The sequence below is a fragment of the Halapricum salinum genome, assembly GCF_004799665.1.
GTDB classification, from domain to species: domain Archaea; phylum Halobacteriota; class Halobacteria; order Halobacteriales; family Haloarculaceae; genus Halapricum; species Halapricum salinum.
In genome coordinates this window covers 2,680,725-2,703,474 of record NZ_CP031310.1, presented here as the reverse complement: position 1 = coordinate 2,703,474, position 22,750 = coordinate 2,680,725, and the positions used below count along the sequence as shown (strand labels likewise).

General features: G+C 67.1%; 22 protein-coding genes. 9 read left to right on the top strand and 13 right to left on the bottom strand.

Going from position 1 to position 22,750, the window contains the following annotated elements:
* Positions 1–24: 24 nt before the first annotated feature.
* The 3 genes from mvaD to DV733_RS13245 form a co-directional block, all read right to left on the bottom strand.
* The gene (mvaD, locus tag DV733_RS13255) at positions 25–996 is read right to left on the bottom strand and encodes a phosphomevalonate decarboxylase MvaD (protein WP_049992470.1); all 972 of its coding nucleotides are present in this window, start codon (positions 994–996) and stop codon (positions 25–27) included.
* 132 nt (positions 997–1,128) lie between these two features.
* The gene (locus DV733_RS13250; protein WP_049992469.1) at positions 1,129–1,659 is read right to left on the bottom strand and encodes a DUF7122 family protein; all 531 of its coding nucleotides are present in this window, start codon (positions 1,657–1,659) and stop codon (positions 1,129–1,131) included.
* Entirely contained in the window at positions 1,656–2,567 is a 912-nt protein-coding gene (locus DV733_RS13245) for an RsmB/NOP family class I SAM-dependent RNA methyltransferase (RefSeq protein ID WP_049992468.1), read from the bottom strand. The genes DV733_RS13250 and DV733_RS13245 overlap by 4 nt, the downstream gene beginning before the upstream one ends.
* A 95-nt stretch (positions 2,568–2,662) precedes the next feature.
* On the opposite strand from DV733_RS13245, the gene DV733_RS13240 reads away from it, so the two are divergent.
* Complete coding sequence (locus tag DV733_RS13240) at positions 2,663–3,400, top strand: proteasome assembly chaperone family protein (protein WP_049992467.1); 738 nt, start codon at positions 2,663–2,665, stop codon at positions 3,398–3,400.
* A gap of 74 nt (positions 3,401–3,474) precedes the next feature.
* Complete coding sequence (locus DV733_RS13235) at positions 3,475–4,161, top strand: LysE family translocator (RefSeq protein ID WP_049992466.1); 687 nt, start codon at positions 3,475–3,477, stop codon at positions 4,159–4,161.
* On the opposite strand, the gene DV733_RS13230 is transcribed toward DV733_RS13235, so the two are convergent.
* Positions 4,158–4,877, bottom strand: a complete 720-nt coding sequence (locus tag DV733_RS13230) for an HD domain-containing protein (RefSeq protein ID WP_049992465.1) — start codon at positions 4,875–4,877, stop codon at positions 4,158–4,160. The genes DV733_RS13235 and DV733_RS13230 overlap by 4 nt on opposite strands.
* Positions 4,878–5,057: 180 nt before the next feature.
* Between DV733_RS13230 and DV733_RS13225 the strand changes: the two genes are divergently transcribed.
* Positions 5,058–5,813, top strand: coding sequence for a GNAT family N-acetyltransferase (locus DV733_RS13225; protein ID WP_049992464.1), 756 nt, complete (start codon positions 5,058–5,060; stop codon positions 5,811–5,813).
* Here the strand turns inward: DV733_RS13225 and DV733_RS13220 are convergent, their stop codons facing one another.
* Positions 5,814–6,548: a DUF502 domain-containing protein gene (locus DV733_RS13220; protein WP_079979341.1), complete on the bottom strand. Its 735-nt coding sequence runs from the start codon at positions 6,546–6,548 to the stop codon at positions 5,814–5,816. It abuts the gene before it with no gap.
* Between the two features lie 152 nt (positions 6,549–6,700).
* On the opposite strand from DV733_RS13220, the gene DV733_RS13215 reads away from it, so the two are divergent.
* The gene (locus tag DV733_RS13215) at positions 6,701–6,970 is read left to right on the top strand and encodes a hypothetical protein (protein WP_049992463.1); all 270 of its coding nucleotides are present in this window, start codon (positions 6,701–6,703) and stop codon (positions 6,968–6,970) included.
* Positions 6,971–7,039: 69 nt separating this feature from the next.
* A complete protein-coding gene (locus tag DV733_RS13210; protein WP_049992462.1) occupies positions 7,040–7,594 on the top strand; it encodes a multiprotein bridging factor aMBF1 in 555 nt (184 codons plus the stop codon).
* Positions 7,595–7,624: 30 nt separating this feature from the next.
* Here the strand turns inward: DV733_RS13210 and DV733_RS13205 are convergent, their stop codons facing one another.
* Positions 7,625–8,185 carry a response regulator transcription factor gene (locus DV733_RS13205; RefSeq protein WP_049992461.1) on the bottom strand — a complete coding sequence of 187 codons (561 nt, stop codon included), beginning with the start codon at positions 8,183–8,185 and terminating at the stop codon, positions 7,625–7,627.
* 85 nt (positions 8,186–8,270) lie between these two features.
* Positions 8,271–10,034, bottom strand: coding sequence for a hypothetical protein (locus DV733_RS13200; protein ID WP_049992460.1), 1,764 nt, complete (start codon positions 10,032–10,034; stop codon positions 8,271–8,273).
* Between the two features lie 95 nt (positions 10,035–10,129).
* On the opposite strand from DV733_RS13200, the gene DV733_RS13195 reads away from it, so the two are divergent.
* Positions 10,130–11,086 carry an AAA family ATPase gene (locus DV733_RS13195; protein WP_049992459.1) on the top strand — a complete coding sequence of 319 codons (957 nt, stop codon included), beginning with the start codon at positions 10,130–10,132 and terminating at the stop codon, positions 11,084–11,086.
* Between the two features lie 21 nt (positions 11,087–11,107).
* Here DV733_RS13195 and DV733_RS13190 read toward each other — a convergent pair whose 3' ends face one another.
* From DV733_RS13190 to DV733_RS13175, 4 genes are read right to left on the bottom strand one after another with little or no spacing between them, the layout of a single operon-like run.
* Positions 11,108–12,631, bottom strand: coding sequence for a DUF7519 family protein (locus DV733_RS13190; protein WP_049992458.1), 1,524 nt, complete (start codon positions 12,629–12,631; stop codon positions 11,108–11,110).
* Positions 12,628–13,953 carry a DUF58 domain-containing protein gene (locus tag DV733_RS13185; RefSeq protein WP_049992457.1) on the bottom strand — a complete coding sequence of 442 codons (1,326 nt, stop codon included), beginning with the start codon at positions 13,951–13,953 and terminating at the stop codon, positions 12,628–12,630. Before DV733_RS13185 ends, DV733_RS13190 begins: the two co-directional genes overlap by 4 nt.
* Positions 13,954–13,955: 2 nt before the next feature.
* Entirely contained in the window at positions 13,956–14,531 is a 576-nt protein-coding gene (locus tag DV733_RS13180) for a DUF7269 family protein (RefSeq protein ID WP_049992456.1), read from the bottom strand.
* A complete protein-coding gene (locus DV733_RS13175) occupies positions 14,528–17,269 on the bottom strand; it encodes a transglutaminase domain-containing protein (RefSeq protein ID WP_079979339.1) in 2,742 nt (913 codons plus the stop codon). The genes DV733_RS13180 and DV733_RS13175 overlap by 4 nt, the downstream gene beginning before the upstream one ends.
* 183 nt (positions 17,270–17,452) lie before the next feature.
* Here DV733_RS13175 and DV733_RS13170 point away from each other — a divergent pair, with 183 nt between their 5' ends.
* From DV733_RS13170 to DV733_RS13160, 3 genes are all read left to right on the top strand, one after another.
* Complete coding sequence (locus tag DV733_RS13170; RefSeq protein ID WP_049992455.1) at positions 17,453–19,519, top strand: alpha-amylase family glycosyl hydrolase; 2,067 nt, start codon at positions 17,453–17,455, stop codon at positions 19,517–19,519.
* 66 nt (positions 19,520–19,585) lie between these two features.
* A complete protein-coding gene (locus tag DV733_RS13165) occupies positions 19,586–20,707 on the top strand; it encodes a LolA family protein (RefSeq protein ID WP_049992454.1) in 1,122 nt (373 codons plus the stop codon).
* 52 nt (positions 20,708–20,759) lie between these two features.
* Positions 20,760–21,464 (top strand): 5-formyltetrahydrofolate cyclo-ligase, encoded by a 705-nt coding sequence (locus DV733_RS13160; RefSeq protein WP_049992453.1) that lies wholly within the window; start codon positions 20,760–20,762, stop codon positions 21,462–21,464.
* 18 nt (positions 21,465–21,482) lie between these two features.
* Here DV733_RS13160 and DV733_RS17155 read toward each other — a convergent pair whose 3' ends face one another.
* Positions 21,483–21,644 (bottom strand): hypothetical protein, encoded by a 162-nt coding sequence (locus DV733_RS17155; RefSeq protein ID WP_154019505.1) that lies wholly within the window; start codon positions 21,642–21,644, stop codon positions 21,483–21,485.
* 25 nt (positions 21,645–21,669) lie between these two features.
* Positions 21,670–22,734, bottom strand: coding sequence for a guanosine monophosphate reductase (locus DV733_RS13155; RefSeq protein WP_049992452.1), 1,065 nt, complete (start codon positions 22,732–22,734; stop codon positions 21,670–21,672).
* Positions 22,735–22,750 lie beyond the last annotated feature (16 nt).

Genomic DNA, 22,750 nt, shown 5'->3' with positions numbered 1-22,750 from the left:
GTCTGCTTGGCCGGCCAATATGGGTCAGAACAGCGCCTCGTCCTCGTCGAGCACCTGTGCGGGACCGCCGACAGTCCAGTGGCGCGTGTCGACACCGCAGTCCGAGACGGCCTCGATCACGCGGTCGACGTCCGCCTCGGTGGTGTTGACGTAGACGCTCGCGCCGGTGTCGACCGAGAAGTAGGCGTCGACGCCCTCCTCGCGGAGTTCGCGAACGGTGTTGAAGATCTCGATCGTCCGGGGCTGCCAGTAGACCCAGCCCGCAGGCCCGGTCATCGTCGTGGCGGCAAGCGACAGCGAGTCGTGTTCGGCCAGTTCGAATGCGCGCCCGAAGTCCGCCTCGCGAAGCGCGTCGGTCATCTGGTCGATCTGCTCGTGGATATGGGCCATCCGCGCGTCGAACATGTGGCTGTCTTCGGCTTCGGCGTGAGCGGCTTCGGTCTCCTTGTAGGACGGGACCATCCCGGCGACGATGTGCAGGTCGTCTTCGAGATCGGTCTCGATCCGCTCGGAGCGACAGTCCCGGTCGTTGTATCCGGAAAAGAGGTGTGAGAAGCCGCCAGTGACGGCACGGGCGGCCGAGGCAGACCCGCGCCGGGCGATCGCCGAGATCTCGGGGTGGGTGAGATCCAGGCCGGCGGCGTCGGTGGCGGCGGTCGCCAGCGCGGCGAACCCGGAGGCCGAGGAGCCAAAGCCGATGTTCGTCGGGAAGGAGTTCTCGCTCTCGACGCGGATCGGCGCGTCGATGCCGGCGCGCTCGCGGACGTGATCGACGACCTTCTCGATGCGCTCGGCACCGCGACCGTCGACGACCTCGCCGTCGACCACGTAGGTGTCGCCGTCGAGACTCTCGTCGAATTCGACCGTCGTCTTGGTGTGACTCGACGCCGTGCAGACGCTGATGCTGTCGTGGTAGGGGTTGCGGAACTCCGGATCGCGCATCCCGTGGTACTTGACGAGTCCCTGGATCGGATGGGCCTTCGCTGTCGCGTGCATACCAGTTCGTCCGCGCCGCTGTACTTAGAAGGTACGTACTCGACTCGGCGCGGACAGCTGCCTGGCAAGACTATTCATCCTCCGGAGTCTACGCTGTGGTGATTGACGACGGGGAGCGTCCCGACGTGCCGGCTAGTCGCCGAACTCCCGTCGGCGTCCCTTGGGAATCTGTGAGCGGAGTTCGCCGTGGACGTACAGCCCGACGCCGATCGGTTCGGACGCGCCCGCGATTTCGTGGCTGGCGATCAGATAGCCCCAATCGCCGCCCCACTCTATCTCCTGGCTGTGGCCTGCGAGCAACGCCTCCGCCTCGCTCCGGGAGAGGTCGATCACGTTTCGACTCGCGTGGTTGCCGAAGCGCTGGACGGCCTCGGTCGTCGGCTTCCAGTGTTCCTGGCGCGTCCGCATGAACGACATCCCCAGGGCTTCGATGTCGACCGGTGTCTCCAGCTCACCCGCAAAGGCCCAGATCTTGCCGTTGCCTCGCTCCCAGAAGGTGTAGCCCTCGAAGACTGCGGGATCGACCCCGAAGCGATCGTCCCAGAAGTCGAGGACGGCCTCGCGGGACGGTCGCCCCGCGACCTCGCGGTCGGCCTCGCGCTCTGGAAGGCGGTCGAAGCGCGTGCTGACGTTGTCCGCCCTAGTGTCGTCGTCGTCGCTCATGCCGTCACCTCCAGTTTCGCGACGAAGAACCCGCCAGTGTCGTTGTGGTGTGGATAGATCCGCTTTGCCTGTGCGACCGCGGGATCGAACTCCCGACCCTGCCACTCGGTGACGCCGGGCCGCGACTCCAGGGAGAGGTCGAACTCGACCAGTCGACACTCCCCGGAGTCGAGGACGTGATCCAGCACGGCCTCGTTCTCCTCGGGCGCGAACGTACACGTCGAGTAGACGACCGTGCCGCCCTCGCGGGTGGCCTTGATCGCCCGGGTGAGGATCCCCTTCTGCACGCCGGAGATTCCCTCGACGTGATCGAGCGTCCACTCCTCGAGCGTGTCGGGGTTCTTGCGGATCGTCCCCTCACACGAGCAGGGCACGTCGACGAGCGCGCGGTCGTACTCCATCCCGCCGAAGGGTTTCAGCGAGTGATTGCGCGCGTCCTCGTTGGTGACGGCGACGCACGTCGCGCCGAGGCGCTCGGTGTTCGAGCGCAGCGCCGAGAGTCGCCCGAGGTTGTTGTCGGTTGCGACCACGAGCCCGGAGTCGTCCATCAGTGCTGCGAGCTGGGTGGTCTTGCTCCCGGGCGCGGCACAGGCGTCCCAGACGCGCTCGCCCGGCTGTGGTTCGAGCACCGCCGCGGGCACGGCAGAGACTTCCTCCTGGCCGTGGATCCAGCCGTGGGTGTACGGCCAGTTCGCGCCGGGCTGGTCCTCGGGGAGCCGAAAGAGTCCGGGGTGCCACTCGACCGGCTCGGCCGCGAGGTCGGCCTCCTCCAACCCGCGGCGGGCCCGTTCGACGGTGGTCTTGATCGTGTTGACCCGGATCGCCGACGGCAGCGGTCGCTCGCAGGCCGCCCGAAAGGCCTCGAAATCGTCGACGATGGGTTCGTACCGTGCGAGAACGTCGTCCATTGGCGAGCGGTAGGCGGGGTCGGACTTTGTGGGTTTCGAAGCTACCGGTGGCGAGTAGGCCAAACGGTAAACCCCTGTCTCGCGTTGGCAGAGCTATGGCACACGTCAGCATCCACCGCGAGGACATCGAACTCGAGGACCCGGTACTGGTCGAAGGCCTCCCCGGGCTTGGCCTCGTCGGCAAGATCGCCGTCGATCACCTCGTCGACGCCTTCGAGATGGCCCACTACGCGTCCTGCCACTGCAAGGGGCTGCCGGAGGTCGCGGTCTACGACGCCGATGGCCACGGGGTCGAACCACCAGTCAGGATCCACGCCGACGAACGGCGCAACTTACTCGTCCTCCAGAGCGACATCCCCATCTCGCCGTCGGCCGCCGAGGAGTTCGCCAGTTGCGTGACCGGCTGGTTCGCCGAGGTCGACGCGCTGCCGCTGTTCGTCACCGGCACACAGCGACGCGATCAGGAGACGACCGACGTCTTCGGGATCGCGACCGGCGACGCCGGCTCCCGACTGGACGACCTCGGCGTGAAGACCCCCGGAGAGCGCGGGGTCGTCAGCGGTCCCACCGGCGCGCTGGTCTACCAGGCCAGCATGAACGACCTCGACAGCCTCGGATTCATCGTCGAGGCCAGCCCGCAGTTCCCGGATCCAGCAGCCGCGAAGGCCCTGCTCGAGCGCGCGGTCGAGCCAGTCGCCGACATCGAAGTCGACACCGACGCGCTGATCGAACGCGCCCAGGAGATCAGCGAAGCCAAGGAGAAACTCGCAAAGCGGATGCAGGAAGCGGGTGACGAGCGCTCGCAGGCCCAGCCCGTCGGCATGTTCCAGTGATCGACCGCCCGTGACGCCGCCGCTGACGCATCGCTCTCGCCGGACTTTTCTCGCTGTCGGGCCAACCACCGGCGATGGTACTGCTGGAATCGATCGCGACCGCGGCCGCCGGCGTCGTCTTCGGTCTCGCGCTCGCCGCGCCGCCGGGCCCGATGAACGCCGTCATCGCCGAGGAGAGCGTCGTCGGTGGCTGGCGATCGGGCTTCACCGCTGGACTCGGCGCGATGGTCGCGGACGCCTGCTTTCTCGTCCTGTCGCTCGCGGGCGTCGTCGCCCTCCTCCAGCGATCACCGACACTCCAGGGCGTGCTGGTCGGGATCGGTGGCCTGCTGCTGTGGTACTTCGCGATCGGTGCGTTCCGTGATCGAGCCGCTGGCTTTCGATCCGCCGGGACCGTCGCGGCCGAGCGCCGCGGTTTCGCCAAGGCGTTCACGCTGGCGATCACCAACCCCTACCAGATCCTCTTCTGGCTGACCGTCGGCGTCGGCCTGCTCGAACCCGGTCGGATCGACGTCTTCGCGACGGCGCTGTCGGCCGACTCCTCGCTGGCGGGAGTGGTCGTGGTCCAGACTGGCACGCCGCTGTTGCTGGTGGGACTGTTCGGCGGGATCCTCGTCTGGATAACCGGCTTTCCGGCGGCACTCACGGCTGGCGCGGCCCGGACCGACCGTCTCGCACCGGCTGTCTCGACGCTGTCGGCACTCGCCTACGCCGGGTTCGGGACGCTCTTCGTGGCCGACGCCGTCCGGACGCTGCTCTAGCGCTCGGCGGCGTCGACGTCGCCGACGTCGAAGGGGTCGGTGTCGTCCTCCATATCGGCGACTTCGGCTTCGAGCCACTCTTTGAGCCAGACCACGCGCTTGAGACGGCGGTGGGCGGCGCTCTCGGCAGCGTCACTGCGGATCCGCTCTGTGGCGTCTTTCCCGCGTTCGATGACGCGCTCGATCATCTCGGAGGCGTCCATGTGCGTTCGGGACTCGTAGCCCATCCGCAACAGCAGCAGGGTCGCGCCGTTCGCGCCGACCTTGTCGAGGATATCGGCCTCGATGAGACACTGCGTTTCCAGGGGCAGGTCCGTCAGCTCGCCCTGATAGGAGTGGTCGCGGACGGACTCGACGACCTGCTCGACGAACGACGGCGGGTAGTCGGCGTGAGTCGTCAGGTACTCCTTGGTGATGTTCGCGCCGACCTCGGCGTGGCGGTCCTGTTCGGCTTCGAGCTTGGCGATGTCGTGAAACAGCGCCGCGACGCGAGTCACGTCGACGTTCGCCCCCTCTTTACGGGCGATCTCTTCGGCGAGGTCGACCACGTTCAGGATGTGGTTGAACCGATACTCCGCGGAGTGCCAGGGGTACCATCGCATTCGTCCGCCTTCGTCCTCTGTCTCGACGCTCGCGGTGAGATAGTCGCGGACGAACGCCTTCATCTCCTCGAACTCGTCTTCACTAACTGGCGACTCCGTGATCTCGACACCCACAGCACCACCTCCCGACTGGACGTTCGATATTCATGTTACGTACAAGAAGGCGGGTTCGACTCTTTAGCGTTACGACACTCTCGGTGCGTGTTCGTGGAGTCTTCTCGCCACTCGGATAGGGGTCGGAGTGGTCGGCCCGGAGTGTCTGTCTTTTTGGTCCCGGAGGGCGAATCGACTGCTATGACTGTCCGCCGCGCCACGCCAGCCGATCGTCCAGCGATTCGAGACATCGCCCGTCGGTCTCTGGAGACGTCCTACTCGCTGAGCCCGCAAGCCATCACCAGCGCCGTCGAGGAGTGGTACGGCGAAGACCGACTCGCCGAGACGCTCGAAGACGACGACCGCCTGTTGCTCGTCATCGAGATCGACGAGCAGGTCGTCGGGTTCTCCGAGAGCACGCTCGAAGAGACGGTCGTCTTCGAGGAGAGTCAAAATAGCCAGCAAAAAGCGATGTTGCTGTGGCTGCACGTCGACCCCGCCTATCGGGGCGAGGGGGTCGGGACCGAACTGTTCGAGCGGACCCGCGATCGACTCCACGACCAGGGCGCGAGTTCCGTCCAGGGTCGCGTCCTCGCCGAGAACACCGAGGGCAACAGCTTCTTCGGCAAGTACGGCTTCACGAAGGTCGGCCGACGCGAGATCGACATCGACGGCCGGACGCACGTCGAGAACATCTACATCGAGACGCCCTCTGGAATGCAAGAGCTCGCACTCGACGACGGGACGACCGTCTACGTCAACCGCGACGAGTCCGACCGTGGCTCGCTGGCGGCGTTCCACACCGTCTATGCCGACGAAGCCGGGACCGACCGCTACGGCTACTACTGTGGCAGTTGCGACCAGCTCGCCAATGCGATGGACGCGATGGGGCGCATCGAGTGTGACAGCTGTGGCAACAGCCGCAAACCCACGCGCTGGGACGCGGCGTATATGTAACTATTCGTCGCGCTCCGATTCGGTTCGCTCCGATTCTGTCGGCGCTTGGGCGTCTCGACCCTCGTCGTCGTCCTCGACCAGTTCCTCGAAGTTGACGTCGACCTCGGCTTCGAGTTCTTCGAGGTCCTCGCTTGTCTCGGCCATCCCGGTCGTGACCATCAGCCGGATCCCCCGACGGACGGACATGTCGATCTCGTGGACCTCCTCGTCAGGGAGCATCATCAGGTGGCCGTTGGTCGGATTGGGACTGTTCGGGATGTAGACGTTGTAGGCTTCACCGGTGATCGTCTGCACCGGCTCGGGACTCTCGGCGGTGACGAATCCGATGGCGTAGGTCCCCTTCCGGGGCCACTCGACGAGGACGACGCTCTCGTAGCGACTGCCCGAACTCATCAGCGAGTTCGATACCTGCCGGACGCTGGCGTAGATCACCCTGACCATCGGGATCACGCTGATCACGCGCCCGAACCCACCGGAGAACCGATCGACCAGCCCCCACTGGGCGAACAACCCGAGAAGGAGGATCAACAGCACCAGAATCGCCAGCGCCAGTAACTGCGCCAGAAACTCGATGTTGCCCGTCACCTGCGCGAGATTGATCGCGTCGACGACCGGACTGACGAACCCGGTCAGCCAGCCCAGCAGAAACTGCAGGACGATGATCGTGATCACCAGTGGAGCGATCAGGATCAACCCCGTGATGAAGCTGTTGCGCAACCGGTGGTTCCAGTTCACACCCGGTAGCTACAGACCGGCGTCCAAATAGTTGCCGGCCACGGAACGTTCGGAACGATTTCGAACAGAGGATGGACTATAATGGAGTATAATTACTTTTGATGGTTTTAAGCACCACGAAATTTATTGCCGTCCAGCACCTAGGCCGAGATATGACGTCGCCCTCCACCGACGATCCCCCACCGAAGTCGGCGTTGATCTGTCCGGCGTGTGACCACACGAGTCCACCCGACGGCGACTGGCAGTTGCAACGCCGGATCAGGATGACGGTGTATCGCTGTCCCTGCTGTGGGACCAACGTCGTCGAGCGTCCCTCCACTGTGGCGCGCGGGTTCGCCGACCAGATCGCAACCATGACGGCCCCGATCAGGGTCCTCTGGAGCGTGTATCTGCGCGGGATCAATCGATTGTTGGGCTGGTGAGACCGGGCCGGGGACGCTGAGACGGGAACCGGCGTACGATTTATCACACGGCGCGGGCTATGGACCAGTATGGTTCAGTGTGAGATGTGCGGGACGGAGACGAACTCACCGAACACCGTCAAGATCGAGGGGGCGGAGCTTGAGGTCTGTGACGAGTGTACCGAGTTCGGGACCGAAGTGAAGACCAAGGAGAGTTCGACGACGAGCACGAAGTATTCGACGAGTTCTTCGAGCGGGTCGAGTTCCTCCGGGTCGTCGAGTTCGGGATCGAGCCGATCGTCGACCGGCGGGTCCGGGGGATCGAGCGGCGGCGGTCGTCGGCGCGACATGTTCGACGAGATGGACGAGATCGCACAGGACTACGACCAGCGCATCCGGTCGGCCCGCGAATCGGCCGGTCTGAGCCAGGAAGAGCTCGCCAAGCAGCTCAACGAGAAGGCCAGCCTGATTCGCAAACTCGAACACGGCGAGACACTTCCGAGCGACGACGTCCAGCGCAAACTCGAACGCGCGCTCGACATCGACCTCTCGGAGGGAAGCGAGCCCGAAGACGCCGAGTGGGAAGGCGGCTCCTCGACCGGCGAGTACACCCTCGGCGACGTCGTCGAACGGAAAGACTCCTGAGCAGTAGCCAGTTTCTGGCCGTCCAACGGTTCAGCGCTGTCTGAGCACGTCGTCTTCGTCGAGCGCTTCGGAGAGTCGATCGACGTCACGTTCGAGTCGTCGGATGTCGGCCTCCAGCTCGGCGAAGCGGTCGCTCTCTTCGAGTTCTGACTCCGGTTTCTCGACTTCGAGGACGTTCCGTTTGAGTTTCTTCGAGGTCAACTCCTGGAGTCGGTCGCTATACTCGGCGATCGTCAACAGCCGATCGACGACGTCCAGCAGCGCGTTCTTGCTGACGGGCTTGACCAGGTAGTCGTCGACGCCCAGATCGATGATCTCGAAGTCGGGATCGACGGCAGTGACCATCGCGACGCGACAATCGAGTCCGTTCTCCTCGATGGCAGCGAGCACCTCGTTGCCCGAGGTGATCGGCATCCGGCGGTCGAGCAAGACGACGTCGATGTCCGAGGCGAGCATGTCGATGGCCTCGTCGCCACTGTACGTCGTGCGGACGTCGTACTGCTCGGAGAGGTAGTCGGTGTACAGATCCGCGAGATGGCGCTCGTCTTCGACGACCAGCACGACACCCCGCTCTGACGGTGCGGTACTCACGCGTTCACCCTACCACCAGATGGCGGCGGTTCCCACTTAACCTTTCGTGCGCTACGAGCGCATTCGGCCCAGATTCGTTCGGGGTCTACTCGCCGACGAGCACGTCGATGGTCGCGTCGTCGACGTACTGCGATTCCCGGCCGGCGCAGTACGTCTTGGCGAGTGCGATCGCTTTGCCGGTCTCGGAGTCGCCGAAGTCCGGGGAGAGTTCGGACTCGAGCAGGTCGCTGGTCCAGCTCGTCTCGGCGTAGTCGATGTCACCGCGGACCAGCCCGAGACACAACGAGACGAGGATCGAGTTCATCGCGTCGGAGATGAACTCGGGGTCGGCCCCGCTGACCTCACTGAGGTTCTCGGGATCGACGGCCGCGCCGCCGACGGTCGCCGCGAACACCATCGCTCCCGCGGCCAGTTCGGGCGCGGTGTACTCGGGGTCGTCCGGCCGGGGTTCGTACTGTTCGAGCGCCCGCAGGCTCTCCTCGCGAACCGACTCGTCCAGGTCGAGCGTCTCGACCAGCCGCTCGACGTAGGTGTCGGCGTCGAGCGTCGGAATCTCGACGTCGACGGCGTCCGAGAGCGTGTCCAGCCACTCGTAGAGCGTCCGGGCCTGGACGTCGCCGGCCGCCGCGATATCGCTCGCGTCGACGTCGACGTCGTTGATCCGACAGGCTGCGAGCAGGGCCGCGCCCGCGAGTTCGCCCGCGTTCTCGACGGGGACGTCTTCGACGGCGTCGCTGACGAGCCCCCGGGCAAAGAGTCGGACAGAGGCGCTAATATCGAGGGCTTCCGCCAGCGCGTCGACCTCGTTCTGGACGGCGTCCTCGGTCAGGTCGGGACTGAGACTCTCGCGCTCGCCGGGGAGCCAGACGACGGTCGTCCCGGCGCGCTTGCGCTCGATCTCGCCGGCCTCGGCCAGGGCTTCGAGTTGCTCGCCGATCTCTTCGGCGTCGGCTCCGAGTTCCTCTGCGACCTGATCGGTCGTCGGCAGCTCGTCCGGGAACAGCGATTGGATCACCGACATGATCTCCGCGCTCACATCGTCTGTTTGCGCTTCGGCCGCCGTATCAGTCGCCGCGTCGGCGTCCGCCTCTGGCTCTGCCTCGGCTGTTTCGGGTTCGGTCGTTTCGGTGTCGCCGGCCGGGGCCGCCTCGGCGTCGCCACCGTCGGCGGAGGCGGGGGCGCTGCTGGCGGACATCGGCGCGCCGGTGTCCGGATCGAGCTGGTAGCGCTCGGCGCTCGTGAGGTGGTCTTCGCCGAGCAGTTCGCGGAGACTCTTGTAGCGATTGCGGACGGTCACCTGGCTGGTCTCGGATACCTCTCCCAGGTCGTCCTCGTCGATCCCTTCGACTCCGTTGACGTCAGTCGCGAGATAGAGGACCGCCCCGGCCGTCGCCGCCGGTGTCGTGCCGCCGGCCACAGTCTGTGGCTCGATCTCGAAGGCGTCTTCGAGGATCCGTTTGGCGACGACGACGATCCCGTCCGGGAGTTCCAGTTCCGCGCCGTAGCGTTCGATCAGCGCCCGTGGCTCCGGCGGTGTCCCATCCATGTCGAGACTGGCCGCGATGTCCTCGAACAGGGCCGTCATCGATCCGGGGTCGATCGACCCCTCTTCGAGGGACTCGGACCACGCTTCCGCGATGTCGGCGACCGTGATCGGGAGACCGTCCTCGCGAGCCGACAGCGCCAGCGTCGTCGCGCCGACGACTGCCATCGACTGGTCTTCGAGTTCGGAGCCCAGCTGATTGAGTCTGACACGGGTTATCTGGACGGTGCTGGCCGGAATCGCGAGTACGTCGGAGACGCTCGCGAGCTGACGGTCGACACTGTCTCGATCGGCTGCGTTCGACATTACATTGGTATGCTCAGAGAAGGACCTTAACTGTTTTTCAGCCCCGACCGCGAGCGAGCGGGAGGCTTTAGGTCGGCCAGTCCTACCGAGCGGGTATGGACACCCAGCAAGCGGCCGCCGGCTGTCGTGACGTCCTCGACCGGGTGAGCGAGGCCGTCGTCGCCGACCGGCAGGTGCTGGAGACGGTGCTCGTCGGCGTTCTCGCGCGCGGACACGTCCTGCTCGAAGACGTGCCCGGAACGGGCAAGACGCTGACGGCCCGGAGTTTCGCCGACGCGCTCGGACTTTCCTTCCAGCGGATCCAGTTCACCCCCGATCTCCTCCCGGCGGACATCACCGGCTCGAACGTCTACGACAAAGGAAGCGGTGACTTCGAGTTCGTCCCCGGCCCGGTCTTCGCCAACGTCGTGCTCGCCGACGAGATCAACCGCGCGCCGCCGAAGACCCAGGCCGCGCTCCTGGAGGCGATGGGCGAACGCCAGGTCACCGTCGACGGCGAGACGCACAGCCTTCCAGACCCATTCTTCGTCATCGCGACCCAGAATCCCATCGAACAGGGGGGAACGTTCACCCTGCCAGAGGCCCAGCGCGACCGCTTCGCCGTCAAGACCCGACTCGGCTATCCCGGCCGAGGCGAGGAGCGCGAACTGCTGGACCGTCGGGCCGACCGCGACGTGCGGATGCCGAGCGTCAGTCCCGTCCTCGACAGCGAGGCGGTCCTGTCCCTCCAGACCGTGCCCGAGCGCGTCCGGGTCGACCAGAAGATTCGCGACTACGTCGTCGACCTCGGGCGAGCCACCCGCGAAGACGACCGCGTCGAGGTCGGCGTCTCCCCGCGCGGCGTCCAGCGGCTGTTCGAGACCGCCCGTGCCCGGGCCGTCGTCGCGGGCCGGGACTACGTCGTCCCCGAGGACGTGAAGCAGGGAGCCGTAGCTACGCTCGCCCACCGGCTCGTGTTGCGCTCGGAGGCCAGCGTCCACGGCGTCGAGCCCGAGAGCGTGATCAGCGACGTCCTCTCGCGAGTCGCCGTGCCCGCCGTCGCGAGCGAGTGAGACTGGCGTCAGCTGTCGGAATCAGCGAGTGGCGACGACCAGCAAGAGCACGGACGCGACAGCTCCGACCAGCCCGACGACCCCGACCGTCGAGCCGACGCCGGGATCGGTGAGCAGCCGGTCGAGCCCCAGGGCGACGCCGACTGCGCCCACGCCGACCAGCAGCGTCCCGCCACCGTGGACCAGTTCCGTCCGCACCGGCTCCGCCTGCGAGCCGAGTTCCCGGCCGAGCGTCCCCCCGAATTCCCCGACGTCCCACACCAGCAGACTCGCGAGGACGCCGACCAGTGCGAGCAGTAGCGACACGCCGAGGACCGTTGCGAAGACCGCGGTCGTGAACAGCCCGGCGGCGGCGACCGACGCGCCAGGGGCAGGGCTGTCTCCCAGCCCGAACGTCACCGAGAGCACGGCGAGTGCGACCATCGCGAGGGAGACGACCAGCAACGACGTCACGACGACGAGCGCGAGCAACTCCCCGCCGTAGGCCGACAGCGCCTCTGTGCGCACCTCGCGGAAGGGGACGACCAGTTGCACCGGGAGCTGTCGTTCGATCCGCCCGGTCAGCGCCGACAGGAACGGCCCGTGAAACCGGATCGCACAGACCGACAGGACCAGCCCGCTCCCGTACGGTACCACTGCCGCCAGCGTCTCGCTCTCCGAGCGACGGGACGTCGACTGGAGGAAGCGGGAGAGTGCCAGCGCGACGACGGCGACGACCGTAAACAGGGCTAACACTGCCCGCAGCGGTCCGAATCCGACGACGACGCCGAGTGCCTCGACGAGGCCGGCGGGGAGCCACGCGTAGGGATTCGACTGCCCGAGTTCGAGTACCACGACCGGTAGCGTCGTGAGTCCGAACGGGAGCGCCGCCCGCGAGAGCGCCCGGTCGAGCGCCACGAGAGCGGCCCGCGTCTCGGGAGTGAGTGCGCCGTCGAGGACGGTCTCCGCCGGTAACGCGTGGATAGCCGCGCGCGTTCCGTAGAGCGCTCCTCCGAGCAGGACCAGAAACGACGCCAGCGGGAGGGTCGCGTTCGGATCGACCAGTACGCCGATCGGATCGCCGACCGGTCGGCCGACCGAATCGAACTGCAGGAGTGCGGCGAGGGTCATCGCGGCACCGACGACCACTGTCGTACGGAAGCCCGCACGGAGGCACTCGACCAGGGTCTCGCGGTCGAGGACGTCGCGGACGAGAGCAGTCGCACCGAAGACGGCGACGGTCGCCCCGAGCACCAGAAAGACAGCGCCGACCGGGACGCTGCGCCGAACCTGGGACGTGAACGTGTACCCGACGCCTGCGAGGACCGCACCGCCGACGGCGGGCAACACGACCCCCGTGAGCGCCGCACCGGCGACCCGCCAGCGCTCGCTCGCGAGCAGCCACAGCAGCACTGCCAGCACCGCTGCACCCGCGACGCTGTACCGCGCCCGACTGCTCAGCCCGCCGGCGTCGAGCAGCAGCCACGCCGTCCCGAGAGTCACGACCACGACGACGGCGATGCTGAACCGTGTCGGCTGCCAGTCCGGGTCGACCGGCCGTATCACCGTGACCCCTCCAGTCTGAGCGCCGTTTCCAAGGCCACGTCCAGTGGCTGGGCGAGCGCCCAGTCGGCGACCGTCGTGCCACCGGCGCGGATCGCTCGGAGGCGGTTCTCTCGCTGGAGTGCCGCGAGACGTCCACCGACCGTCTCGGCCGCGGTCACGTCGGGACTCACTACCGTCACGGCGACATCCTGAGGGGTGATCGACTCGACGAGCGCCCGTGGCAGGTGATCCAGCAAGGGAGAGACCAGCAGTACCTCGGCGTCCGTGGGCAGGCGGCTGCGGAGGCGCTTGCCCGTCGTTTCGGGATCTGCCGTGCCACTGCCGTCGGTCGCGACAGTAGCGTCGGCACGAGTCGACGCCCGATAGACGGCGTCGAACAACTGTCGCGCCGCGGCGTCCGAGCCGCCGGCCGCGGGGGAGTCGATCCACGGGAGCCCGTCGACGGTTCGGACACCGTCAACGTCGACGTCGTCGAGGCCGATCGCAGTGATCTCGACCTGGTGGCCGGCCGCGGTCAGCGCCTCGTAGGCTCGCTCGGCCGCGTATCCCGACAGCTCGGCCCCGGTCGGAAAGCCTGCATGTGGCGACCGCCGGCTCGGCGGCCGGACGTCGATCACGATCACCAGCCGGGCGGCGCGCTCCTCGCGGAAGTCGATCGTCGAGAGTTCGTCGGTCCGGGCAAATCGCCGCCAGTCGATCCGCCTGATCGGATCGCCCGAGCGGTACTCACGGGTGGAGTGAAACTCCAGGCCGGCCCCGCCCGAGTCGGTCGCCAGCGTCCCGGTTCGCGAGCGAGTCGACCGACGGATCGGGGCCTGCTCGACCGCCGTCGAACACGAGAGGATCTGCGCTCCCGCCGCCGGCTGCTGGCGAGTGCGCAATCGCGTCCCGCTGATCGAGCGCACTATGACTCTGGTCGCCTCGAAGTCGTGGTCGCCGCGGGTCGCCAGCACGTCGTAGGAAACGGTCCGACGCTCGCCGGCCGGGATCGACAGACACGCTCGCGGCGACCCAGCGACGACCGCCAGTTCCGCGGGGACGCCGTCGACGACGCGAACGTCAGCCAGTAGTCGCGATCCGGCGTTTCTGACGGTCAGCGTGACGGTGACGATCGAACCGGGCGTCGCCGCCCGGGGGGAGAGCGACCGTTCGATCTCGATCTCGGGGTCGGGGTACGACGAGAGCGCCCCGTAGACGACGTATCCGAGGGGGACGATCGCCAGCAGGAACGCCGACGGGGTCGCATACAGCAGCGCGACACTGGCCGCCAGCAGCGCTCCCGCGAGCGCGACGCTGAAGCGATGGTGTCTCCGACGTGCCACGACTAGTCACCTCTCCGGGCGTGCAGGCGTTCGATCGCGAGGAGTGTGCGTTCGACCCGGCGGCGACGCTCGGCGACAGGATCGAGCCACGCGCGGAGTCGCGACACCCGCGGAAACGGACCGGAGCCGACGAACGCGGCCGCCAGCTGGTCGTCTGTCCAGGCCCCCTCCCGAACGGCGGTCCGTGCGCGGTCGGGATCGAACCCCGACTGCTGGACCAGCGTCGCGACTGCCGTTGTCCTGAGAGAATCCTGGATCTCCTTCTCGCGGTCTGTCCGCTCGACGGCGTCGGCGAACTCCTGCCCGGTCGTCGCTGTCGACGACTGGGCTGGCTCGGGCGGGATCGATACCAGCGGCGGGACGGGATCGTCCGAACCGACCCTGGAGAGCACCGTCGCCGCCAGCCCGACGACGAGCCCGACCCCGGCGACGAGCAGGTCGGGCTGGTCGGTCGGCAGCGCCGACGCCACGAGCTCGACCGGTCGGATAGCGGCCGTCGCCGGCGACAGGACCAGCGCTAGCACCAGCACTGATCCGAGCAGCCCGACGACGCCGACGGCCTGCCGGAGGCGGCTCATTCGCGCCCCTCCCGCTGGAGTCGGTCGACTGCCTCCTCGACGGCGCGACAATGCGCGTCGGGCGGGCGGGCGCCGTACTCGACGGCGCGGAACGCGTCCCGAAGCGATCTGACGGCCTCGGGCGGCAGTCCGTCGCGTTCGACAGCGTGGGTCGCGAGTTCCCCCGGCGTCATCGTCTCCGGGTTCCGGACCGAGACGGCTTCCAGAAACGTCGCCCATCCCTCTCGGATCGTCACGTAGTCAGTATCGTCGACCGACTGGGGGGCTGGCTCTCGCCCGCCGCGGATCGCTGTTACCGCCGACGCGAGCCACGACCGAGTGCGCACGAGCAGTTCTCGCGGTGAGATCTCGCCCGCGACGAGCGATCGGATTCGCGCCAGCGAGCGGTCGAGGCTGTCGCGAACGCGGGATCCGACTCGGGCGAGGCCATCGGCGACCACGACGAGCCCGCCGACGAGCACTGCCGGCGACGAGCGAACGGCGGCGACGATCCGGTCGAGGAGTCGGCCGGCCGCGAGGTCACGCCGCCGAACGACGAGTGCGACGCCGACTAGCAGCGTTCCGGCCGTCAGTGCGAGTACGCCCAGGCGAACGAACAGCCCGTCGACGGTCACCGTCTCGCGCTGGCCGTAGGCGACGACCGCCACCGTCGCACTGTCATCGAACGGGAGCGCGGTCGTGAGTCGGCCGTCGACGCCGGTCGTCCCGACGCGCTCGCCGTCGATACTCACTGGGACGCCAGCGGCCGTCTCGTTGCCGAGTCTGGCCGTCACCGTCACCCCGGTCCAGGGCAGTGCCACGGGCGCTCGTGGTTCGACGTCCAGTCGGAGCGACGCGAGCGTCAGCGTCCGATTGCCGGCGACCGCCCCGCGAGAGGTCGACAGTGTGACCTCGCCCGGTTCCTCCGGCAGCGTCAGTTCGAGCCGACCCCTGGCGTCGGTCCGACCCAAGACACGCCCGTCGCGCTCGACGGTCGCAGCGGGGACTGGCTGGCCGTCGACTGTGACCGTCAGCAGGACGTCCTGACCGGTCGCGACCGTCCCCGACAGCGACAGCGCCGCGTCAGTCGGCAGATCGTACGTCCGCCGTGTCGTGTTGTTGGCGCGCATCGTCGGGCGTGGCCGCTCGGACAACCCTCGCAGTTCGGTCGCGTAGAGCGTATCCGGACCGATGGGCTCGACCGCGTACAGCGTCTCAGCGTCTCCGACCGCCCTACGGGGTTCGAACGGGACGGCCGAGCTGGTGGCATCCCAGTCGATATCCGTGCCGTTCTCCGGGATCACCACGCCCTCAGTCTCGTTCACGCGGACAGTCACGTTCAGCTGTTCGGCGTAAGGGACCACGCCCTTGACCTGGCCCGTCCAGCCGGTCTGTCCGATCGACTGACCGTTGAACGACACGACCGCGTCAGTCACTGGATCGCCGTCGCGCTCGACGGTAACCATCACGAACCGTCCCGGGACCGGCTCTTTGGAGAGCGTCACGTCGTAGATGTTCCCGTCCGTCCCATCCGCGGAGTCCTCGGTCGAATTATCCGAGTTCGGCCCTTCGAGGATTCCGTCGGGGATCTCCGCAGAGAGGTCGGGATCGGTGTCGTTCGGCGAGAACCTCTCGCCCGGGCTCCCCTCCTCGGTGTGGTTGTACGAGCCGGCACCGGGGCGCTGGCGCTGGAGGGTCTGTCGCTCGGCGTCGAGGCGGTCGCTGCCGGGCGTCGGGTCGAAACGGACCCAGCCCACGTCCGGGAAGTAGACCTCGACCCAGGCGTGAGCGTTCATCCCGCGGACGGTGTAGGTGTTCTCGCCCGTGCGCTGGCCGGTCGAGTAGCCGACGACGTATCGCGCGGGGATGCCCTGGGTTCGCAACATCGCGACCATCGACGTCGCGAAGTATTCACAGTAGCCCGCGTCCATCTCGAAGACGAAGTCGGAGGCGATCGAATCGCCGTCTGGCCGGCTGACGTTCAGCGAGTAGGTCTTGTTCGTTTCGAGCCACTGTTCGATCTGCGTCGCTGTCTCGTAGGGCGTTTCGGCGTCGGCTGTCAGTCGGTCGGTGAACGATTCGAGCCGGGTGTTCGCCACGCCGGGCAACTGCGTGTAGCGCTGTTCGATCGCTACTGGATAGTCCCGCCCGGCCGTCGAGAGCACCGCCGGATCCCGCGGCGGGACGGCACTGGTCGCGCGATAGGTCGTTCCGGGAGACAGCGGCGACTCCGCCCGGATGGCGCGCTGCGGCGTGACCCCGAATTGAGTGTCGGTCGCGATCCGCTGGGGTCGCCACACCGTCGGCAGCGCCGACGCCGAGCGGTTCAACCGCACCTCGTAGCTGACGGTCCGATTCACGAGACCATCGACGGCGAGACTCTCGGCCTCGGTCGTGGTTTCGCCAGAGCGCTGCCAGCCGCTGCCGGTGTAGGTGTCGTACGCGCCGGTCCGCCAGTAGCCCGGTTCGGTCGCCTCGACGAGGAAGTGGACGGCCGTACTCTGGGATCGAAAGGCCCGTCCGTCGCCCGTCTGCAGCCCCCCGACGGTCGTCTCCTGGCCGGGGTTGAGCGCACCCAGGTCGCCACCGAGACGCTCGGCCTGCTGGCCGGCGAACAGCGACTCGACCGGCGTCTGCCCGAACGGCGCGGCGACCGCCGGAAGGAGTGCGGACGAGAGGACCAGCGCCAGCGCACAGCCACAGACGAACAAGACACGGCCGTACTCCCGTCCGCTGGGGGAGCCGCTGGCGTCGCTCATCGTCCGACTGCCGCTCGGGGAGGGCGATCTGCGGGGCGGTCCCGAATACGGGCTCTCATCGCGTTCGTACCCAGAGCCTGGGGGTCGACTCACAAAACAGCTACGCCGCCCGAGTCGTGACAGCGGATCACCGCTCGAACGGATCCGTCAGTGCTAACTGTCCACACGCGAGTCAGTCTATCGATGCACCATCCAGGCCCACCGCGGTTCTGCACGGTCGGCGACTCGGTCGAGTTGGCCCCGCGCCAGCCCGATCCCGCTCTCGCCGACGCGTTCACCTGGACGCTCACAGCGGCACCGCCCGACAGCGACGCCACAGTTGAGACGGGGCCAGTGATCCACTTCGCACCCGACGAGCCGGGCGTCTACCGGCTCGAACTGGATGCGCCGGACGGGACACACACCCAGACCGTCCGGGCGTTCCCCGACCCGCGCAGGCCAGCGCAGTTCGCCTGTGACCCCGACCGACTGCCCGACCACGAATTCGAGGATATCTCCGTGGCCGGGACGTTCAACGACCATCGCTTCGGGGCCGACACGCCCCGGGTCGAACACGGCGAGTACGTCTTCGAGACCGAACTCCCGCCAGGCGACCACAAGGCGATGTTCGTCCCCGGAATGAGACGCGATCAGGCCGTCGACGCTCACTGCACGGTGGAAGGGCCGGAGAAACCGCGCGTGACACTCGACGCCCTCGTCGAGGACGGGACTGTCAGGATCGAGGCGAACCCGCTGCCGGGACCGACCACTGGCGAATCGGCCGCCGATCTGGACGTGGAGTTCTACGTCGACGACAGGGATCGTGGGGCCCTCGGCCGTGACCTCGACGTCGAGGGGACCGTCGCTACGATGCCGCTGTCGACGATCGAGGACTCGGTTCGCGTCCACGCCGTCGCCGTGGGTTCGCGCCACTCCGTCGCCGACGCGGTCGCCATCGACGGCGATGGTCACGTCGAGCACCTGAACGATCCGCCGGAGTGGATCGGCGATGCCGTCATCTACGAGGTCTTTACCAGATCGTTCGCGGGCGCGGCGGACACGACCTTTCGGGAGATAGAACGTCGCGTCCCGTATCTGGAATGGCTGGGCGTCGACTGTCTCTGGCTGACACCCATCCTCGAATCGGTCAGTCCTCAGCGGGGCGACGACGCCCCCGGTGGTCCTCACGGCTACGACACGCTCGACTACTTCAAAACCGCCGGCGACCTCGGGACGCGCGAGGATCTCGAATCCCTGGTCGAGACGCTGCACGACCACGGGATCAAATTCATATTCGACCTCGTCGTCAACCACACCGCGCGCTCGCACCCGCACTTCCAGCTGGCCGACGCGGGCGTCGACGAATTTCGGGAGTGGTACGAGTTCGAGGACGGCGAGGCACAGTTCTACTTCAACTGGTACAACATCCCGAATCTGGACTACGACAGCCTGGCGGTGCGCGAGCACGTCCTCTCCGTGGTCGAGGAGTGGGCCGACGTCGTCGACGGCTTCCGGTGTGACGTCGCCTGGGCGCTCGATCCCGGCTTCTGGCAGGAAGTACGGGAGCGCACCCGGGCCATCGACGACGACTTCCTGCTGCTGGACGAGGTCATCCCTCGGGACCCCGCCTACCACGAACTCAACTTCGACCTGCACTACGATACGACGCTCTACGGCATGCTCCGGGGGATCGGCGAGGGCCACGAACCCGCCGAGCGAGTGCTCGACGCCGTCGAGGCCACGGCTCGTGAGGGGTTTCCGCCCCGCGCCGAGATGATGCGCTACGTCGAGAACCACGACGAGACGCGCTATCTCAAGGCCTGCGGGCGCGAGCCGCTAAAGGCCGCGACGGCGGCGACGATGACGCTTCCCGGCGTGCCGCTGGTCTACTACGGCCAGGAGACCGGAATGTTGGCCTACCGCGGCGACATGGAGTGGAGCGCCGACGACGAACTGACGCCGTTCGTCCGCCGGCTGATCGGCCTCCGCAACGACCGCGAGACGCTCCGGCGCGGGGACTTGCGCGAGATCGACTACGACTGTGACAGCGATCGCGGCGTCGCCTACGCCCGCGAACACGGCGACGAGACGCTCGTGATCGCGCTGAACTTCGGCGAGCAACCAATCGACGTCTGGCTCGACGTCGAGGTCAGAACGCGGGATCTGGTCACTGGCGAATCGGTCACGACCAAAGATCGGGATATCGGGACGACCGTCACCGTCGAGGACGTCCTCGTGCTGGAAGCCGTCGGCGACGGCACAGGGTCCTGAACCCGACCCGGGGCCGTCGATCCCGGGGCTATTTTACGCCGGCACGCCTGCTGTCGGACAACGATCATGTCCTCGCGTGGGTGGTTTGCCGTCCTGCTGGTCTGTGTGGCCGTCCTCACGGCCGGGTGTTTCGCCGTCACGAGCGGCGATGGGCCCGATGCAGACACCGTCGTCGAACGTGTCGAACAGAAGATGAACGAGACCGAGGCCTTCGAGGCACGGCTCGTCCAGCGCCAGGAGGTGGCAGGTCAGACGACCGAGATGGAGGCGATCGTCGCCTACGAAGCACCCGGGAAGCTCAACATCACGTATCTCTCGCCCGAACGATTCGCCGGCACGCGAGTCGTCAGCAACGGCTCGGCGACGATGATCTACAATCCCGACACCGGAACGGCGTCGGTCCAGCCGATCCGATCGGCGGCCGGGCAGAACGCCTCCGCCTCGGGGCTGTTCTTCGGCCTCTCGTCAGTCGAGGACAGCACCGACATCGAGAACACTGCCACGACCGACGACGCTGTGTCGCTGTCGTACGCCGCAAACGGCCAGCAGTTCTCGCTGTTCGTCGGCGGATCACCGAGCAGACAGAGCCGGCTGCGAAACACCGAAAACCCCGTCGAGACGACGGTCTGGGTCGACCGCGATCAGTGGTTCCCGACGAAAGCGCGACTGAACTACACCAACATGCAGGTCCCGATGATCCAGACCATCGAGTACGAGAACGTCACCATCACCGAGGACCTGCCCGACGACCGCTTCAGCACCGAGCCGCCGGCCGACGCCCGCCTGACCGAGGGGCTGATAACGCCGTTCATGAACGAGAGTATGACCTCCTACCTCTCGCGGTCGGCGATGGTCGGAGCGGCCGACCAGCCAGTTCCCGATCCCGAACTGCCCGATCGGTTCTCGTTCAGGCGCGGGATGACGATGGGGAATGGCTCGCTAGTGTGGACCATCTACGCGAACGGCACCGACGTCGTACAGGTCCAGCGAATCCCCGAGGCCGTCTCCATGTTCCGCAGCGACCGCACAGTCGAAGTCCACGACGAGGCGGCGACACTCACTCGCGTCCAGGGCCAGCACATCGTCGAGTGGCACTGCGGCGGCTCGACGTTCACGATCTACGGGACCACCAGCGCGTTCGAACCCGAAGAACTGACCGACATCGCCGAGTCGATCGAGTGTCAGTGAGTGACCGCGCTGCTGGCGACGCTGTTTTCTTTCCCGGCTTCCGCCTCCAGACATGGACAAAGACGCGATCCGCCAGGCGGTCTGGGACGACCTCGAAGCGAGTGGTGAAGCCCGTTTTCCCTTTCCGCCCCACGACCGCATCCCCAACTTCGCAGGTGCGGACGGGGCCGCGAATCGCCTGCAAGAGACCGACGCCTGGACCGAAGCCGAAACGATCAAAGCCAATCCCGACGCCCCGCAGCTTCCGGTTCGACGGGCCGCGCTCCGTGCAGGAAAGACCCTCTACATGGCCGTCCCGCGCCTCCGCGAAGCGCAGTGTTTTCTCGAACTCGATCCCGACGTGATCGAGGACATCGACCACGCGACGACCGTTGGTGGCTCTGCGGAGGTCGGCATCCCGATCGGCCCCGAAACGATGCCCGATATCGATCTGATCGTCAGTGGGAGCGTCGCCGTCGACCCCGACGGCGGCCGGATCGGCAAGGGCGAGGGGTACAGCGATCTGGAGTTCGCGATCCTGCGGGCGTTCGGATGCGTGGACGAATCGACGCCGGTCGCGACGACCGTCCACGAGCGCCAGGTCCGCGAGTCGGTCCCCAGCGACGCTCACGACGTCCCGCTGGATCTAGTCGTGACGCCCGATCGAACGATCGAAACTCGGTCGACGCGGGCGAAACCCGCGGGGATCGACTGGGATGCGCTGGACGAGGAGACGATCGCGGAGATCCCGATTCTAGAGCGGCTCGAATCGACCTAGCGCCCGTTCGGTCGTCCCTCACCCCAGAATCGTCTCACACGAGGGGCAGACGTACAGCGTATCGGTCTTTTTTCCCGCACCCATCGGTGCGATCCCGCCCGAACTCACGCTCAGTTCCAGCAGTTCGTCGCCACTGATTCGAGACTCGCAGTGTGGACACATCGCGGTATCGAGTGCCATACCCACCCTACAGGACCGGCCCTAATCAATCGTCCACCGAGACGGACTCCCAGTCGTGGTCGCCGTGGGCTCCCTCGCGTTCCTGTCCACTCGGTGCGACTTCGATGAATTCGGCGTGCTCGCGGGCCGCCTCGATCGTGTGACCACCGACGTAGGACAATCCCGATCGGATCCCCGCTGCGAACTCTTCGGCCACGTCTTGCAGCGGGCCTTTGTACTCGGTGAGGCCCTCGACGCCTTCGTCAGCGCCCGGCGCAGCCGACTCTGCGTCCTTGTCCGAGCGCTTCTCGTTGGCTGCAGTCGTCGCCATTCCCCGAGAGCGTTTGTACTGTTTCCCGTCGATCTCGACGATCTCCGAGGGCGCTTCCTCGGTCCCGGCGAAGAGACTCCCCAGCATCACCGTGTCTGCACCGGCCATCAGCGCCTTGACGGCGTCGCCGGAGGTGCGGATGCCGCCGTCCGCAATGGTCGTCACACCAACCTCGGCTGCGGCGTCGGCACAATCGTCGACCGCCGTGAGCTGCGGGACGCCCGCGCCCGCCACCCGCCGGGTGGTGCAGTGGCTCCCCGGCCCGATCCCGACCTTGACGCAATCTGCACCCGCAGCGGCGAGGTCGCGGACGCCCTGTTTCGTGGCGACGTTGCCGGCGACGATGTCAGCCTCTGGGAACGCCTCGCGGAGGTCCGCGACGGCGTCGAGCGTCCGTTCGAGGTGTCCGTGAGCGACGTCGACCATCACGACCGACGCGCCCGCGTCGAGGACGGCCGCCGCGCGACCCACCGTGTCCTCGGCGATCCCGACTGCCGCGCCGCAGCGCTCGCCCGCGGCGACGACTTCTTCGACAGCCGCGACCTGTTCGTCGACGCTCATGAAGCGGTGGATCGTCCCGAAGCCGCCGGCTCGTGAGATCGCGATCGCCGCTGCCGGCCCGGTAACTGTGTCCATCGGAGCAGACAGGAGGGGTGTTTCGAGTTCGATGCTGGGCGTGAGGTTTGTCGAGAGATCGACGTCGCTACGGCTGTCGACCGGTGAGCGCTGGGGCACGAGGAGCACGTCCCCGTAGGAGTATCCGGTGCGGATGTCGTTCATGCCGCCGTATCTGTAG